This is a genomic window from Comamonas sp. C24C, from assembly GCF_053345995.1.
This window is the reverse complement of sequence record NZ_JBKFBC010000008.1, coordinates 137480-152888: the sequence shown is the minus strand read 5'-3', so window position 1 is coordinate 152888 and position 15409 is coordinate 137480. Positions and strand designations below refer to the sequence as shown.

Annotated in this window: 14 protein-coding genes; 7 read left to right on the top strand and 7 right to left on the bottom strand. The window is 65.5% G+C overall.

Annotated elements, in window-relative coordinates; translation table 11 throughout:
• Window positions 1-250: 250 nt before the first annotated feature.
• Window positions 251-505, bottom strand: a complete 255-nt coding sequence (locus ACLBXN_RS16040) for a DUF2061 domain-containing protein (RefSeq protein WP_003066898.1) — start codon at window positions 503-505, stop codon at window positions 251-253.
• 196 nt (window positions 506-701) lie between these two features.
• Between ACLBXN_RS16040 and ACLBXN_RS16035 the strand changes: the two genes are divergently transcribed.
• Genes ACLBXN_RS16035 through ACLBXN_RS16025 form a run of 3 tightly spaced genes read left to right on the top strand, consistent with a single transcriptional unit; the run spans window position 702 to window position 2753 of the window.
• Window positions 702-1214 carry a GNAT family N-acetyltransferase gene (locus ACLBXN_RS16035; RefSeq protein WP_447612800.1) on the top strand — a complete coding sequence of 171 codons (513 nt, stop codon included), beginning with the start codon at window positions 702-704 and terminating at the stop codon, window positions 1212-1214.
• A 26-nt stretch (window positions 1215-1240) separates the two neighbouring features.
• Window positions 1241-1798, top strand: a complete 558-nt coding sequence (locus ACLBXN_RS16030) for an NUDIX hydrolase (protein WP_059440011.1) — start codon at window positions 1241-1243, stop codon at window positions 1796-1798.
• A 58-nt stretch (window positions 1799-1856) separates the two neighbouring features.
• Window positions 1857-2753 carry a DMT family transporter gene (locus ACLBXN_RS16025; RefSeq protein WP_447612799.1) on the top strand — a complete coding sequence of 299 codons (897 nt, stop codon included), beginning with the start codon at window positions 1857-1859 and terminating at the stop codon, window positions 2751-2753.
• Between the two features lie 22 nt (window positions 2754-2775).
• Here the strand turns inward: ACLBXN_RS16025 and ACLBXN_RS16020 are convergent, their stop codons facing one another.
• Window positions 2776-3696, bottom strand: a complete 921-nt coding sequence (locus ACLBXN_RS16020; protein ID WP_211458227.1) for a LysR family transcriptional regulator — start codon at window positions 3694-3696, stop codon at window positions 2776-2778.
• Between the two features lie 171 nt (window positions 3697-3867).
• Between ACLBXN_RS16020 and ACLBXN_RS16015 the strand changes: the two genes are divergently transcribed.
• The 4 genes from ACLBXN_RS16015 (at window position 3868) to ACLBXN_RS16000 (ending at window position 8487) form a co-directional block, all read left to right on the top strand.
• Window positions 3868-4878 carry a Bug family tripartite tricarboxylate transporter substrate binding protein gene (locus ACLBXN_RS16015; RefSeq protein ID WP_447612798.1) on the top strand — a complete coding sequence of 337 codons (1011 nt, stop codon included), beginning with the start codon at window positions 3868-3870 and terminating at the stop codon, window positions 4876-4878.
• Between the two features lie 156 nt (window positions 4879-5034).
• On the top strand, window positions 5035-6636 hold the full coding sequence (locus ACLBXN_RS16010; protein WP_447612797.1) for a gamma-glutamyltransferase family protein: 1602 nt from the start codon (window positions 5035-5037) through the stop codon (window positions 6634-6636).
• A 196-nt stretch (window positions 6637-6832) separates the two neighbouring features.
• The gene (locus ACLBXN_RS16005) at window positions 6833-7756 is read left to right on the top strand and encodes an RNA polymerase sigma-70 factor (protein WP_447612796.1); all 924 of its coding nucleotides are present in this window, start codon (window positions 6833-6835) and stop codon (window positions 7754-7756) included.
• 233 nt (window positions 7757-7989) lie between these two features.
• Window positions 7990-8487 carry a carboxymuconolactone decarboxylase family protein gene (locus ACLBXN_RS16000; protein WP_447612795.1) on the top strand — a complete coding sequence of 166 codons (498 nt, stop codon included), beginning with the start codon at window positions 7990-7992 and terminating at the stop codon, window positions 8485-8487.
• Between the two features lie 94 nt (window positions 8488-8581).
• On the opposite strand, the gene ACLBXN_RS15995 is transcribed toward ACLBXN_RS16000, so the two are convergent.
• The 5 genes from ACLBXN_RS15995 to ACLBXN_RS15975 all read right to left on the bottom strand — a co-directional run bounded on the left by ACLBXN_RS15995 (window position 8582) and on the right by ACLBXN_RS15975 (window position 15389).
• A complete protein-coding gene (locus tag ACLBXN_RS15995) occupies window positions 8582-9565 on the bottom strand; it encodes a Bug family tripartite tricarboxylate transporter substrate binding protein (RefSeq protein ID WP_447612794.1) in 984 nt (327 codons plus the stop codon).
• A 91-nt stretch (window positions 9566-9656) separates the two neighbouring features.
• Window positions 9657-10868: a tricarballylate utilization 4Fe-4S protein TcuB gene (gene tcuB / locus ACLBXN_RS15990; protein ID WP_447612793.1), complete on the bottom strand. Its 1212-nt coding sequence runs from the start codon at window positions 10866-10868 to the stop codon at window positions 9657-9659.
• 155 nt (window positions 10869-11023) lie between these two features.
• Entirely contained in the window at window positions 11024-12469 is a 1446-nt protein-coding gene (gene tcuA, locus ACLBXN_RS15985) for an FAD-dependent tricarballylate dehydrogenase TcuA (protein WP_447612792.1), read from the bottom strand.
• A 293-nt stretch (window positions 12470-12762) separates the two neighbouring features.
• Entirely contained in the window at window positions 12763-14148 is a 1386-nt protein-coding gene (locus ACLBXN_RS15980; protein ID WP_211458238.1) for a GntP family permease, read from the bottom strand.
• A 302-nt stretch (window positions 14149-14450) separates the two neighbouring features.
• A complete protein-coding gene (locus ACLBXN_RS15975) occupies window positions 14451-15389 on the bottom strand; it encodes a LysR family transcriptional regulator (RefSeq protein WP_447612791.1) in 939 nt (312 codons plus the stop codon).
• Window positions 15390-15409 lie beyond the last annotated feature (20 nt).

The following is a 15409-nucleotide window of genomic DNA, read 5'->3' as shown; positions in this document are numbered from 1 at the left end:
CATGTTCTGCATGACTTATCCACAGACACCGCTGGTGTCGTAGAGCTGAGCCCGGATGGCTTCCAGTCTTGATGATCAGAAAATCAGAAAAGGCCTAGAGTGTTCAATATCTATCCATGGCTTATCAAGAAGCTTGTAAACAGGATTTCTACAGATCATCGAGCTGGCCGTTGCAGTCGCCAAGCGTGGCCAGGGAGCGCAGCAGCCATTGCGCAAAAGTGGCGGGGTGGTCGGCGTTCATCGGCGGCTCTCAGGCGCTCAGCGCCTGTCCGGCAAGCGCTTGCTGCTCGCGTTTCTTCAGGCGACGCTCCCAGACTTTTTCATGGAAGAAGAAGGCAAAGGCCTGGACCGTGGGCTCCAGCAGGCTCAGAGTCAGCGAGGCAATCAGATTGCCGGTCACGGCATAGGCAACGCAGGCGGCCACGGTGATGTGGATCACGTAATAGCTGGCGGTCTTGGTCAGCGTGAGCTGGTTCTGGCGCAATGTCTTGATCAAGCGTGTCATCTGTTTCTCCCTGAGCGATGAATGAATGGTAGGGAGGATGGCGCTGAGTTTCCAATTGAGAATCATTACCATTGCGATAGCGCCTACAGACTGCTGCGGGATGGACGGCTTGCTAAGCTATGTGCTGGATTTTGATTGAAATTGGCAACAAGCCCTTTTCTGATAAGCGTTGGTAGCTATTGATTTGAGAGTTTTGATGCCGGAGTTGATGCCAATCCAGCTGCGTGCGCTGGGTGCGGACGATGTGGATGCCCTGCTGCGCATACAGGAGCATTGCTATGGCGCGGACTTTGCCGAGCCGCGCGAGGTGTTTGTGCGCCGTTTGCGGACGGCCGGGCATTGTTCCTGGGCGGCCGAGCAAGGAGGCGAGCTGGTGGCCTATCTGGCGGCCTACTGGTCGCGCCCCGGGGCCATCACGCCGCTCAACGGCGACTTTGCCGAATATGAGGACGCCAGCGTGCTCTATCTGCACGATATGGCCGTGTCCGAAGCTGCAGCCGGCCAGGGTCTGGCGCGGCGGATGGTGCAGGTCCTGAAGGCGCAGGCCAGAGAGCGCGGCGTGCAGCGCACGGCACTGGTTTCGGTGCAGGGCTCACGGCTTTACTGGGAGCGTCAAGGCTATGTGGTCGAATCCGTGACAAATGCTGCGCAGCAACAACATTTGGACAGTTACGGCGAAGGAGCGCTCTATATGGTGGGATTTATCTGACACATCGTCGGGTTGGGGCAAGGATAATGCCCGCCATGCCCAATCGCTGGAAACCCAATGTGACTGTCTCGGCCATCATCGAACGCGATGGCCGTTTTTTGCTGGTGGAAGAACAAACGGCGGATGGACTGCGTCTGAACACGCCGGCCGGTCATCTCGACCCCTCCGAAAGCCCTGTCGATGCCTGTGTGCGCGAAGTCATGGAAGAGACGGCCTACAGCTTCACGCCCACGGCCCTGGTCGGCATCTACATGAACCGTTTTGTGCGCACGCGCACGGGATCGGACATCACCTATCTGCGCTTTGCCTTCACGGGCGATCTGGGCATGCACCATGCCCAGCGCCATCTGGACGACGGCATCGTGCGCAGCGTCTGGCTCTCGCTCGACGAACTGCGGGCTACCGAGCATTTGCACCGCAGCCCCATCGTGCTGGAGTCGGTGGGCGATTATCTGGCCGGCCAGCGCTATGACATAGGCTTGATCCATGCCGATGCCAGCATCTACAAGGTGCCGCAGCTGACGCGGCCGGTACCCGAAGAGGCCGGTGCCACACTGGACGATGTGCTGGTGCAGATTCACTGATCCTGGCATTCGGCAGTTGTGACAGGCGTGAAGGCCGGGGCTGTGCACAATGCCCTGTATGTCTGTAGCCAGCCTGATCCGACTCATGACACTGGCCGCCCTCTGGGGCGGCAGTTTTTTATTCATGCGCGTGGCCGTGCCACATCTGGGGGCCGTGCCCACGGCCGTGGGGCGCGGCCTGTTTTCGGCGCTGGGCCTTGGCGCGGCGCTGTTTGCCATGGGCTACCGGCCCAGGATCGGGCGCTATCTGTGGCCCTTGCTGGGGCTGGGCGTCATCAATTCCGGCATCCCCTTTCTCATGTACGCCCTGGCGGCCCAGGTGCTGCCATCGGGCTATAGCGCCATCTTCAATGCCACCACGCCGCTGGTGGCCACCGTGGTGGGAGCGCTGGTGTTTGCCGAGGCGATCACGCCCGCGCGCGTGGCTGCGGTACTGCTGGGGATTGGCGGCGTGGCGGTGCTGGCCCAGGCCGGGCCGCTGGATCTCAGCGCAGCTGTGCTGGGCGGCATGGCGGCCTGTTTTGTGGCCACGGTCTGCTATGCGTTTTCCAGCTATCTGACGCTCAGGCTTGCGGGTGCCAATGCGTCCGTGGACACGCGCGCTGCCGTTTTCATCAGCCAGCTGGGTGCGCTGATGGTGCTGACACCGGCGCTGCTCATCGACATGGCGCTGGAGCCCGGCATGCTGGCCAGGCTGCAGGCTGCGCCGCTGCTGGCATGGGGCAATGTGGCACTGCTGGGCCTGTTGAGCACGGCTCTGGCCTATGTGCTGTACTTCAGGCTGATTGCCGACGAGGGGCCGCAGAAGGCGCTGACCGTGACCTTCATCGTGCCCGTGTTCGCCGTGCTCTGGGGCTGGGCCCTGCTCGATGAGTCCTTGACAGTCGCACATGCCATGGGGGGCGGGCTGATTGCGCTGTCGCTATGGCTGGTACTGCGCCCCAAGGTGGATTGAATCGGCGAGAGCGGTTGCCGTATCACCAGGCTGCGGGCAGGCGCAGCTGCAAAAGCTCCAGAAAGGACTGCGCCGCATGCGGCAGCGTGCGGCCGGCCAGGGTCTGCACCTCGATATCGCGCAGATCCATGCCGCGGTCGCTGAGCGGCACGGCCACGAGCGCTCCCGTGGCCACCATGTCGCGGGCGGCGATTTCGCTGGCCACGGCAACCGCCGTGCCCTGGGCCGCAAAGTTCAGCAGCGTCTTGCCGTGATTGCTCTCCAGGGCCGGTGCCAGCATCAGTCCCTGGCGGCTGCAGGCTGCGTCCAGCAGCTGGCGCACGGCCGTGCTGGGCGGCGTCAGTGCCAGTGGATAGCGCACCAGCCTGGCCAGTGCCACGCTGCGCTCCTGTGCCAGTTCATGGCCGGATGCCACCAGCGCCAGCACGGGCGCGGCCACGCGGCAGGCGACCGCAATGCCGGGCTCGGGGGCCCGGCTGAAACACAGGCCTATATCGGCCATGCCGGTGCGCACGGCACCGGAAACCTCGTGCGTGGGCAGCACCGTCACCTCGAAGACGATGCCGCTGTGCTCGCGCTGGAAGGTCGCGCACAGGCGTGGCAGGAATTCGCTGGCGAAGGCGTCGGAGCTGGCGATGCGTACCTTGCCGCTGCGCAGGCCCTGCAAGGCCTTGATCTCGTCCAGTGCGCGCTCCGCGTCCAGCCCCGCACGGCGCGCATGATCGGCCAGGATCTCGCCGGCAGCGTTGAGCACCATGCCGCGCGGGTGGCGCTCGAACAGCGGCGTGCCCAGGCGCGCCTCCAATGCCGCAATCTGGCGGCTGATGGCCGAGGCCGCCACATGCAGCCTTGCCGAAGCCTCGGTCAGCGAGCCGCATTGCGCGACTTCGTGGAAGTAGCGCAGCGCGGTGTCTTGGAGCAGCAAATGGCGGGACTCGGGCATGACAGTCGGTGAAAGCAAACCGCCATTGTGCTCGGTTTGCTGTTCTGGCAATGATGGCTTGCAAATTTGCCGATAGCGGCAAATGCCTCGGCTTTCTAAGATGTCCCGTTCGAGGGTTGCCGGGCAGCGGCGCCCCCTTTCGAACAAGCTGCCATTTCACCGGGAGTTGCCATGCGGGCACGGTTTACTGTTTCAACGACGCGCCGCCAGTGGCTCCATGCCGCAGCGGCGGTGGCCGGTGGCCTGCTGGCCTTGCCGGCCCTGGCCCAGGGTGAGGCTGCTTGGCCCACCCGACCGGTGCGGGTGATCGTGCCGTTTCCGGCCAGCGGCGCCACCGATCTGGTGGCACGCGTGATCGCGCAGCGCGTATCGCAGGAGCTGGGCCAGCAACTGGTCATCGACAACCGGCCCGGCGCCGGCGGCACCATAGGCACGGCCGAGGCCGCCAAGGCGACGGCCGACGGCTACACGCTGCTGTTCACCACCAGCAGCACGCATGCGATTTCGCCGCATCTGATGCCCAGGCTGGCCTACAAGGCGGACAAGGACTTCAGTCCCATCGCGCATACGGCGGACGCGGCCAGCGTGCTGCTGGTCACGCCCTCGTTGCCGGTCAAGAGCGTGCAGGAGCTGATTGCCTATGCCAGGGCCAATCCCGGCAAGCTCAACTACGCCACCAGTGGCAACGGCACCATCGTGCACCTGAACACCGCCGCCTTTGCAGCGCAGGCTGGCATACAGCTCGCCCATGTGCCCTACAAGGGCACGGCGCAATCGATCACCGATCTGGCGGCAGGCCAGGTGCATCTGCTGTTCGACTCCATTCCCACGGGCATGCCCCATGTGGCCAGCGGCCGCCTGCGTGCCCTGGCCGTGACCGGCGACAGGCGCAGCACGCTGGCTCCGAACCTGCCCACGGTGGCCGAATCGGGCCTGCCAGGGTATTCCTCGGTCACCTGGTTCGGTGTCTACGGCCCGGCCGGCATGAAGCCCGAGCTGGTCGGCAGGATCAACCAGGCCTTCAACCGCGCCATCCAGAATCCCGAGGTGATCGCCAGTCTGGCCAAGCAGGGCGTGGAGCCCGCCAAGCCGCAGACGCCAGGACAGTTCTCCGCCATGGTGCAGGCCGACAGCGCGCGCTGGGCCAAGGTCATCAGGGACAACCACATTACTTTGGAATAAAAACACCCCCTGAGTCGCTCCGCGCCTTCCTCCCTGACCGGGCGCTGCGCGGGAGGGGGACGACGCCCTCGCTGCAGGGCGGCCCTTGCTCGGCGTGCGCCGTTGGCGGTGCCCGTCTTGTGCGCGGCGCCCATGAATCACTGATCGGACTTAGATATGACTAACCTCGTCAAGGACTGGACGCTTCCCTATGCCTCGAACCGCTCGCCGGTGCTGGGGCGCAATGTGGTCAGCACTTCGCAGCCGCTGGCCGCGCAGGCCGGCCTTTCCATGCTGCTGGCCGGCGGCAACGCCGTGGATGCAGCGCTGGCTGCGGCCATGACGCTCACGGTGGTCGAGCCCACGGGCTGCGGCATCGGCAGCGACGGCTTTGCCATCGTCTGGGACGGCAAGGAGCTGCACGGCCTCAACGCCTCGGGCCGCTCGCCTGCGGGCTGGACGCCCGACTACTTTGCCCAGCTGGGCGGCATTCCGGAAAAGGGCTGGAACGCCGTGACCGTACCCGGCGCCGTGTCGGCCTGGGTGGCGCTGTCCAAGCGCTTCGGCAAGCTGCCCTTCGCGCAGGTGGCCCGGCCCGCCATAGACTATGCGCGCAACGGTTTCGCGGTCTCTCCCACCATTGCCACGCTGTGGGAGCTGGGCGGCAAGAAGCTGGGCGATCAGCCCGGCTTTGCCGAGTGCTTTCTGCCTGGCGGCCGTGCGCCCCGGGCCGGAGAAGTGTTCAGGAGCGAAGCCCATGCGCGCACGCTGGAGGAGATTGCGGAGACCATGGGCGAGTCCTTCTACCGCGGTGCGCTGGCCAGAAAGATGGTCGAGCATTCGCGGGCGTGCGGTGGCGTGATGAGCGAGGAAGACCTGGCCACGCACCAGGCCGACTGGGTGGGCACGGTGTCGCAGAAGTTCGGCGACTCGGTGATCCACGAGATTCCGCCCAACGGCCAGGGCATTGCGGCGCTGATGGCGCTGGGCATGCTGGACGAGCTGGGCGTGGGCAAGCAAGACCTCGACGGCGTGGACAGCGTGCATCTGCAGATCGAGGCCATGAAGCTGGCCTTTGCCGACCTGCACCAGTACAACGCCGACCTGGACCATATGCGCGTCACCCCAGCGCAGCTGCTGGACCGCGACTATCTGCGCGAACGCGCCCGTCTCATAGACCGCGAGCAGGCCAGCTCACCCACCTACGGCGCGCCCCGGCCCGGCGGCACGGTCTACCTGGCGGCGGCCGATGCCAGCGGCATGATGGTCTCCTTCATTCAGTCCAACTACATGGGCTTCGGCTCGGGCGTGGTCGTGCCGGGCACGGGCATCAGCCTGCAGAACCGCGGCCACGGCTTCACCACCGAGGCCGGTCATGCCAATCAGGTCGGCCCGCGCAAGCGCCCCTCGCACACCATCATTCCGGCCTTTGCCATGCATGCCGACGGCACGCCGCAAATGGCGTTCGGCGTCATGGGCGGCCCGATGCAGAGCCAGGGCCATCTGCAGATGGCCCTGCGTGTGCTGCGCTACGGCCAGAACCCGCAGGCTGCGGCCGATGCACCGCGCTGGCGCGTGACCGGCGGCAAGGGCGTGGCCGTGGAGCCGTCCTTCGATGCCGCCGTGGTTGAGCAACTGCGCGCACGTGGGCATGAGGTCAGCATCGAGGCCGGCCACGGCGTGTTCGCCTTTGGCGGCGCCCAGCTGGTGCTGCGCGACGGCGAGCTCTACATCGCGGGCTCCGATCCGCGCAAGGACGGGTGCGCGGTGGGGTATTGATCCCCCCTGAGCCGCTGCGCGGCTTCCCCCGGAAGGGGGACGACGCCTTCGCCGCGAGGCGGCTCTTGCTTGGAGTCCCTGGCTCGAAGTGCGCCAGTTTTTGGCTGCGTTGTCACAAAAGCTGTGCGTTCTGCGTCTAAGGCCTGGTGCCTGTCACACTGGGTGGCTGGCCCGGCCTATTTGCAGGAGACATCACGTGAGCCCCACTTCCCACACTGCGCCGCCCGCCGATGCGGGACTGCAGGATTTCGAGCGCCATCGCCCGCGCCTGTTCGGGCTGGCCTATCGCATGCTGGGCCAGCGGGCCGAGGCCGAGGATCTGGTGCAGGATGTCTGGCTGCGCTGGCAGGACAGCGAGCGCGCCGCCATTGTCCAGCCCGAGGCCTGGCTGGTGACCACCGCCACGCGGCTGGCCATAGACCGGCTGCGGCGCCTCCGCGTGGAGCGCGAGCACTATGCGGGTTTCTGGCTGCCCGAGCCGCTGGTCCAGCCCTGGACCGAGGCCGCCCCCTCGGCCGAGGAGCTGCTGGAGCAGGCTCATGATGTCTCCACGGCGCTGCTGTTCGTGCTGGAGCAACTGACGCCCGAAGAGCGCGCAGCCTTTTTGCTGCGTGAGGTCTTCGATGCCGACTACGCCGAGGTGGCCCAGGCGCTGGGCCGCAGCGAGGCCGCCTGCCGCCAGCTGGTGCACCGCGCGCGTGCCCATGTGAAGGCCGGACGGCCGCGCTTCGAGGCGCCCGCACAAGCCCATGCCGAGCTGTTGCGCCGCTTTGCCCAGGCTGCACGGGGCGGTGATCTGGCGCAGATCCAGGCGCTCTTCGCGCCCGACGCCGCGCTGATCAGCGACGGCGGCGGCAAGGTGGCATCCTTTGGTCGCGTGCTGGAGACCGGGCGCCGCCTGGCGCTGCTCTACTTCGCCACGGCCCGGCGTCTGCGCCGCGACGGGCAGGAGCAGACCCTGCATCTGGCGCGCGTCAATGGCCTGCCGGGTCTGGTGCGCTGCGTGGACGGCCGGGTGGAGTCGGTGCAGACGCTGCTGGTCGAGGACGGACTGATCCGGCGCATCTACACATTGCGCAATCCGGACAAGCTGACCCGCGTGCTGGTGCCGGCTGCCTGATGGGTGAGACCCGTCGCAGAAGGCGAAGAAAACAATAGCTGCTACCGCATGCAAATAAATAAACTCAGATAGTTCTATTGCTGAGTTTGTTTATTGCAGAGCGATAGCAGCTATGTTTATTGATGGCCCGGCGATGAATGACGAGGCTTGTCACAAACCGCGACGCTGGCGCGTCTAAGAGGTATGGGCCGGCCGCAGGGGCGGGCCTGCAATGTCCCTCAAGGAGTATTCACATGGCCGACATCGCCAACCCCACCGCCAGCCCTATTGCCATCCCCACGCCGCGCCTGGACTTCCGTGTGCTGGCTCCCGAGCTCTACAAGGCGCAGGCCGGCCTCAACGCCCAGATCGCGCGCTCCAGCCTCGGTGTGCAGCTGCTGGAGCTGGTCTATCTGCGCGTCTCGCAGATCAACGGCTGCGCCTTCTGCGTGGACATGCATGTGCGCGAGCTGCTGTCGCGCGGCGAGGACCTGCAGCGCATCAACAGCGTGGTGGTCTGGCGCGAGGTGGACTTGTTCGAGATGCGCGAGCGCGCCGCGCTGAACTGGGCCGAGCGCTGCACGCAGCTGAGCCAGGCCCATCCCGGGCGGCAGGACTTCGAGGCCCTGCGCCCCTACTTCAGCGAGCGCGAAATCGTCGAGCTCAGCTACGCCATCGGCTGCATCAATGTCTGGAACCGTCTGTGCGTGGGCTTTGCGGCTCCCGTGGAGAAAAAGCCCATCACCCCCTGAGCCGCTGCGCGGCCGGCGAGGCCCTTGCTCGCCGTCCTGACCTGGATTGCGCCCAATTCATGCCTTATGCATCGGCACGAGCGGGGTTGTGCTCTCAGTTCTGGGTGATCTTGCGTTCCTTGACCACCTTGCCCCATTGCTCGTATTCCTTCTTCATGAAGGCCGCGAACTCGGCCCGCGTCGTGGGCTGGGGCGTCAGGCCGTGGACCTTGAGCGCCTCGGCCACGCCGGGGTCCTTGAGCACCTTGACGATCTCCAGGTTCCAGCGGTCCAGCACGGGCGTGGGGGTCTTGCCGGGGGCGACGAAGGCATACCAGTTCAGCGCCTCGAAGCCCGGATAGCCGGCTTCGGCCACGGTGGGGATATTGGGCATGTAGGCGGGGCGAGTCAGGCCGGTGGTGGCCAGCGGAATCAGCTTGCCGGTCTCGACATGCGGCAGGGCCGTCGGGGGCGCGGCAAAGTAGGAGGTGACGCGCTCGCCCAGCAGGTCCTGCAGGGCCGGTGCACCGCCCTTGTAGGGCACGTGAACCATCTCCACGCCAGCGCGCTGGTTGAACAGCTCGCCAGCCAGGTGCGAGGCCGAGCCCGCGCCGGTCGATGCATAGTCCACGCTGCCGGGGCTCTTCTTGGCCTTGGCCACGAACTCGGCCAGATTCTTCACGCCCGCACTCTTGTGCACCACCAGCACATTGGGGAAGTTCACGCCGCCCGAGATGGGCGCGAGATCGCTGAAGGGGTTGTAGCCCACCTTCATGATGTGGGGCGCAATCGTCAGCGGGCCGATGGAGCCGAACAGCAGCACCGAGCCGTCGGTTGGTGCCTTGGCCACGAACTGGTGGGCGATATTGCCGCCCGCGCCGCCCTTGTTGTCCACCACCACGGTCTGGCCGATGTTCTCGCCCAGCTTCTTGGCAATCATGCGTGCTGCCGCGTCGGCGGCGCCACCAGCGGCAAAGCCCACGACCAGCGTCACGGGCTTGTTGGGCAGCCAGTCGGGTGCGGCCTGTGCCGCCGAGCCCAGGCTCAGCAGGGAGGCGGCCACGGCCGTGGCGCGCAGGAAATGGCGTTTGTTCATCATGGGATGTCTCCTTGGTCGGAAAGGAATGCCGGTATTCCGGCTGATTTTTCTGAGAGCAGGCACAGCGGGCGTGCCTGTCATGGGGCGTCGTTCAATCAGCGCCCAGGCCGATGGGGCTGGGCTGGCGCTTTTCGGTGTTGTGGCGCAGCAGCGCAGCCGTGCGGAACACGCCGTGGGCAAACTTGCCGTAGGGCAGGGTGGCAAACAGCGCAATCACGGCGCCCAGGTGCAGGCACAGCAGCAATGCCAGCGCCGGCGTGCCGCGGCCCAGCCACAGCGCAAGGCCGCTGGATGCCACCAGGAACAGCAGGGCGATGAAGCCGAGATCCATGGGTTTTTGCCTGGCGTCGCCATGCAGCGGATGGCGTGCGCGGTTCAGCATCCAGAGGCCGGCCGTGCCGATCATCAGGCTCACGCCGCCCAGGGCGCCCAGAATCTTGGGCAGGCTGGGCAGCTCGTAAGGCGCAGGCAGATCGAAGACATAGTGATAGACCGTGGCCAGGCCCGTGGCTGCAAAGCACAGCATGAAGCCGTAGAAGGTCAGGTGGTGGAAGCGGCGGCGCTTGAGCGTGTACTCGTCGTCCTCGTTGTGGCAGCCGTCGCCATGGCCGCCGTCCAGGTATTTCAGGCGCAGCACGTCGTGCGTGGCTTCGGCAGCGGCCGGGCCGCTGACATCCACATTGCTGGTGGCGGGCTTCACATCCTTCCAGAAGCGGCGCACGCCCATGGACAGCGCAAACACCACGAACAGGAACACCGGCGCAAAGATGCCGACCAGCAAATTGTGCGGGAACAGGTTGTAGAAGTTGTTGCCCAGATTACCGTTCCACAGCTGGCCAATGCCGCCCTGCGCCGCGACGGCCAGCGCCAGGAACAGGAAGAGGCCGGCGACCAGTGCCAGGGACAGGGTCAGGCCGTTCTTCTGGTACAGCTTGCCCATGGCGGGCGGCCAGGCATAGTCGGCATAGGTCTGGCCGCGCACTTCGGCCATGGCCTTGGGAATGTTGATGCCGAATTCGTGCGGTGGTGCGTACTGGCAGGCGTGCAGGCAGGCGCCGCAGTTGTGGCAGAGATTGGCCAGGTAATGCACGTCGGCCTTGCCGAACTCCAGACGGCGCGTCATGGCCGGGAACACAGCGCAGAAACCTTCGCAATAGCGGCAGGCATTGCAGATCTGCATGACACGCGCCACTTCGCTTTCGGCAGCGGTTTCCGTTGGGGCGGGGAGGATGGGAATCACCTTGCCGGTGGCCAGGGTCTGGGCTTGCTTGCCCAGTTCTTGCAGGGATTTCAGGGTTTGCATGTCAGTATCAATGACGTTGGGCGTGATTCGCATCACTTGAAACTGGCGTGCTCCAAGTCAGAGACGCCGAGCAAGGGCCACCCCGCCGCGAGGGCGTTGTCCCCCTCCCAAAGAGGGAGGGGGAAGCGGCGAAGCCGCTCAGGGGGTGTTTCATTTCAGTCCTTTACGGCGCCATGCACGGCGGGTTTGCCAGCAGCCGCCAGGGCGGCATTGCGCCCGGCGATACGGCCAAAGGCCGTGCCGATCGACATGCCAACACCGGCGGTGTAGCCCTTGCCCAGCACATTGCCGGCCATCATTTCGCCGGCCACGAACAGGTTCTGGCTGGGTTGATCCTTGAAGCGCACGGCGGATGTGTCGTCCACCTTCAGGCCCAGATAGGTGAAGGTCACGCCGGGGCGTAGCGCATAGCCGTAGTAAGGCCCGGTATCGAGGGGGCGCGCCCAGTGCGTCTTGGCCGGAGCCAGGCCTTCGGTGTGGCAGTCGTCCAGCGCGGTATGGTCGAAATGGCCGACCTTGCAGCTGCTGTTGTAGGCGTCGAGCGTGGCCATGAAGGTGTCCACGTCCAGACCCAGCTTCTGCGCCAGCTCGGGCAGGGAGTCGGCCTTCACGCCGGGGAACACCGGCGGCATGAAGCGGCCTATGGCCTTGCTGTCGATGATGGAGTAGGCGATCTGGCCGGGCTGCTGGGCCACCAGACGGCCCCAGATCGCATAGCGCTTGGGCCAGAAGTCCTCGCCCTCGTCATAAAAGCGCTGGGCATCGCGGTTCACCACCACGCCCAGCGAGACGCAGTCGATACGCGTGCAGATGCCGCCGTCGTACAGCGGAGCGCGGGCATCGATGGCCACCATGTGCGCCTGCGTGGGATCGCCCAGGCCGTCGGCCTGCTGCTCTTCCAGCATATGCTTGAGCAGCACGCCCTGGTTGAAGGCCGTGCCGCGGATGATGAAGTTGTCGGCCGGCCATTCGCCGCGCTCGTTCTGGCCCCAGGCCTCGCGCAGCCATTCGCGGTTGGACTCGAAGCCGCCCGCCGCCAGCACGCAGCTCTTGGCCGTGATGCGCTGGCTCCCATCCTTGGTCTTGACCCAGGCAGCCTGGAACCGGCCGTCCTCGATTTCGACCTTGTCCACGGGCGACTCGTAGCGGATTTCCACGCCCAGCTTTTCGGCGCTGCGGAAATAGGCATTCACCAGCGCCTTGCCGCCGCCCATGAAGAAGGCATTGGTGCGCGCCACATGCAGCGCGCCCGACAGCGGCGGCTGGAAGTGCACCCCATGCCTGCGCATCCAGTTGCGGCAGGTCGAGGAGGCCCGGATCACCATGCGCGCCAGATGCTCGTTGGTGATGCCGCCCGTGACCTTGAGCAAGTCCTGCCAGTACTCTTCTTCGGGATAGGCCTCGACCAGCACGTCCTGGGGTGCGTCGTGCATGCAGCGCAGATTGCGGGTGTGGCCGGAGTTGCCGCCGCGCCAGGCGCGCGGAGCGGATTCAAGCAGCAGCACGCGGCTGCCGGCTTCGCGCGCCATCAGCGCGGCGCACAGGGCGGCATTGCCACCACCGATGACGAGTACATCGGTGTCAAAGGCTTCAGTTTTCATGATGGGCTGCCACGGGGCGATGCCTGCAGCGGTTCAACGTGGGTGGATGTCCTCTGTCATTTCCGCCGCTGGAGCGCGGTTGACAGGGTCAGATTGGAGTTGAACGCCACTGTAGTGAGCACCGCCTCACCCGTGCAGCGGGGCTAGGGGATGGGGGTATCACCAATCGTGATGGATTGGTTGTGCCGCGGGCGCAAGCCGGCGCGATGCTGTCATGCGCCACAGGCTGCGGCCCGGCGGCAGGTACCGGGGCCGCTGCGCTGCAGCACCCGGTGTGGCCTGGACGGCCAGCCTCAATGCACGGTGATGAGCGCGTTGAAGAGCAGCACCATGATCAGGCCCACCACGGCCACGATGGACTGCACGACCGAGATGGTCTTGGTGGCTTCGCCCATGGTCATGCCGAAGGACTCCTTGACCATCCAGAAACCGGCGTGGTTGGCATAGTTGAAGAACAGCGAGCCGCAGCCGATGGACAGGGCCAGCAGGGGCAGGTTCAGGCTGGGGTCGGCCCCCGCCAGCGGCGCCAGCAGGCCGGCAGCGCCCACGATGCCCACGGTGGCCGAGCCGGTGGAGACGGACAGCAGCATGGCGATCAGCCAGCCCAGGATCAGCGGCGGGAAGGCGAACTGCTGGGTCAGATGGACGATGGCATCACCGACCTTGGCGCTGGTCAGCATCTGCTGGAAGGCACCGCCGCCGGCAATGATCATGATGATGGAGGCAATCGGCTTGAGGCTCTTGCCCAGCGCGTCACGCAGCTTTTCGGTATCGCCGCCACGGGCCATCACCAGGGCCACGATGGCGAACAGCACGCCCAGCAGCATGGCGATCAGGGGATTGCCCAGAAAGCTGGCCACATGCATGGCTGCCGCATCCTTGGGCAGCAGCATCTCGGCGACGGCGTGGATCAGCATCAGAATGGCGGGCAGCAGGGCCGCCAGCACGCCCAGGGCGATGCTGGGCTGCTGGCCGGCAGTGGCTTTCTCGGTGATGGTGAACTGGTCCAGCAAAGCCTGGTCGGGCTTGGTGCTCATGCGCGGGGCGATGAAGGCGCCATACAGCGGGCCGCCGAGAACCATGGCCGGAATGGCGGCCAGAAAGCCGTACAGCATGGTCGGGCCGACCGTGGTCTTGAGGGTGGCGATGGCGGTCAGGGGGCCGGGATGGGGCGGAACCATGCCGTGCATGGCCGCCAGTGCCGAGATCACGGGCACGCCGACGTAGACATAGGCCGAGCCCTTGAATCGGGCCTGGCCTTCCAGCTTGCGCGCCACGCTGAAGATCAGCGGCAGCATGACCACCAGGCCGACCTCGAAGAACATGGGGATGCCGACGATAAAGGCCACCAGGGTCATGGCCCAGGGGATCATGCGATCGGAGGAGTGCCTGAGAATGGCTTCGGCGATCTGCTCGGTGATGCCTGCATCGGCCAGGATCTTGCCCAGCATGGCGCCCAGCGCGATCACGACGCCTACGGCGCCCAGCGTTTTGCCGGCGCCATTGGTCAGCTGCTTGACGATGGTTTCCGGATCCATGCCGGTGGCAAAGCCGACGCCTACCGAGACGATGAGCAGGGCCAGCAGCGGGTGCAGCTTGATGCGTGAAACGATCAAGGCGACCAGCACCAGCACGCTGACCAGGGCGGTCAGCAGCAACTGAATATCGAGAGATGTCATAAATGAACCTTGGTTTTGGCTGGCTGTCCTGAAGCGCACTTCACATCCAGCACGAGGCAAGGCTCATATTAAAAAAGCGCACTCGCACCCGCTGTAGGCTGGCGCCGTCGGCGTGATGCAAGATGGATGTCGAGATGCGGCCCAGGGGGCGCAACAGCAATGTTGTAATGAAGATCTAGGTTTGCCACCAGGTATGAGCTTCACAGGGCAACAAAGTTGCTGTGGAAATTACGTAAGCGCTGCCAGGGCCCGGGTCCTGATTTCCGACTGCACCGCCGCATGCCGACTGCTGGAGAGCACGCTCAGTCCGTCAGCGACGCGCCTCGCCAGACCCCGGAATGCACCAACTGGCGGGCGCAGTCCGTCAGCACCACACGTGCCGCCAGGGCTGCGGGTGACAGCTCATCGTCAGACAGGCTGCACAGCGCGGCCTTGCGCCGCACCGAGTCATCGGCGATCTGCGACCATTGAAAACGCTCGGCCGCATCGCGGTACATGCCCATGGCCGACCAGGGCTGGACCGTGGCCCCCATGCCGGCCGCGACCGCTTCCATCAGCAGGGACAGCGAGTCGATTTCCATGGCCATCTGCGACTGGAAACCGGCGCTGGTGAACGAGGCCATGATGGAGCTGCGCAGGCCGTGGCTGCCCGAGGGCAGGATCAGCGGCACCTGCTGCAGCAACTCCAGGCTGATGGGCTCGGCATGCTGGATTTGCGGCGCCACAGGCTGCTGGCGCGACTGGATCAGAAACAGCTGCTCCTCGAGCAGCGGCATCACGCTCCAGCGACGGGCATTCTGCGTATCAAAAAGAATGGCAAGGTCCAGTTGTCTGGCGTTGAGAAGACTGGTCAGATGCCCTGACAGCGCGGACACGATGTGCAGACGCACCTCGGGGTAGCGCTCGCGCATGGCGCGCATCAGCGGCAGGCCCAGCACATTCGCAATCGTGGGCGACAGGCCCATGCTGACGGCGCCCGACAGCCGCGCCTGCTGGGCCGCGTGAATGGCCTGCTGGGCATGGCGCAGGGTGAGCTGGGCCTGGTGGAAAAAGGCCTGGCCGGCCTCGGTAGGAATCACGCCGCGCGGTGTGCGCTGCAGCAGCCGGGTCGAGAGTTCTGACTCCAGGCGGCTGATCTGCTGGCTCAGCGCCGACTGCACCATGTCCAGATCCAGCGCTGCCCGGCTCATGGAGCCCAGTTCAACAATTCGTACAAAGTAGCGCAGCTGGCGCAGTTCCATGGCAAATCCTCACGCCCGCA

Coding starts and splice junctions, on each gene's coding strand:
- tcuA (WP_447612792.1), bottom strand. CDS start 12,469: ATGAAAACTGAAGCCTTTGACACCGATGTACTCGTCATCGGTGGTGGC.
- ACLBXN_RS16000 (WP_447612795.1), top strand. CDS start 7,990: ATGGCCGACATCGCCAACCCCACCGCCAGCCCTATTGCCATCCCCACG.
- tcuB (WP_447612793.1), bottom strand. CDS start 10,868: ATGCAAACCCTGAAATCCCTGCAAGAACTGGGCAAGCAAGCCCAGACC.
- ACLBXN_RS16035 (WP_447612800.1), top strand. CDS start 702: ATGCCGGAGTTGATGCCAATCCAGCTGCGTGCGCTGGGTGCGGACGAT.
- ACLBXN_RS15995 (WP_447612794.1), bottom strand. CDS start 9,565: ATGATGAACAAACGCCATTTCCTGCGCGCCACGGCCGTGGCCGCCTCC.
- ACLBXN_RS16015 (WP_447612798.1), top strand. CDS start 3,868: ATGCGGGCACGGTTTACTGTTTCAACGACGCGCCGCCAGTGGCTCCAT.
- ACLBXN_RS16020 (WP_211458227.1), bottom strand. CDS start 3,696: ATGCCCGAGTCCCGCCATTTGCTGCTCCAAGACACCGCGCTGCGCTAC.
- ACLBXN_RS16040 (WP_003066898.1), bottom strand. CDS start 505: ATGACACGCTTGATCAAGACATTGCGCCAGAACCAGCTCACGCTGACC.
- ACLBXN_RS15975 (WP_447612791.1), bottom strand. CDS start 15,389: ATGGAACTGCGCCAGCTGCGCTACTTTGTACGAATTGTTGAACTGGGC.
- ACLBXN_RS16025 (WP_447612799.1), top strand. CDS start 1,857: ATGTCTGTAGCCAGCCTGATCCGACTCATGACACTGGCCGCCCTCTGG.
- ACLBXN_RS16030 (WP_059440011.1), top strand. CDS start 1,241: ATGCCCGCCATGCCCAATCGCTGGAAACCCAATGTGACTGTCTCGGCC.
- ACLBXN_RS16010 (WP_447612797.1), top strand. CDS start 5,035: ATGACTAACCTCGTCAAGGACTGGACGCTTCCCTATGCCTCGAACCGC.
- ACLBXN_RS15980 (WP_211458238.1), bottom strand. CDS start 14,148: ATGACATCTCTCGATATTCAGTTGCTGCTGACCGCCCTGGTCAGCGTG.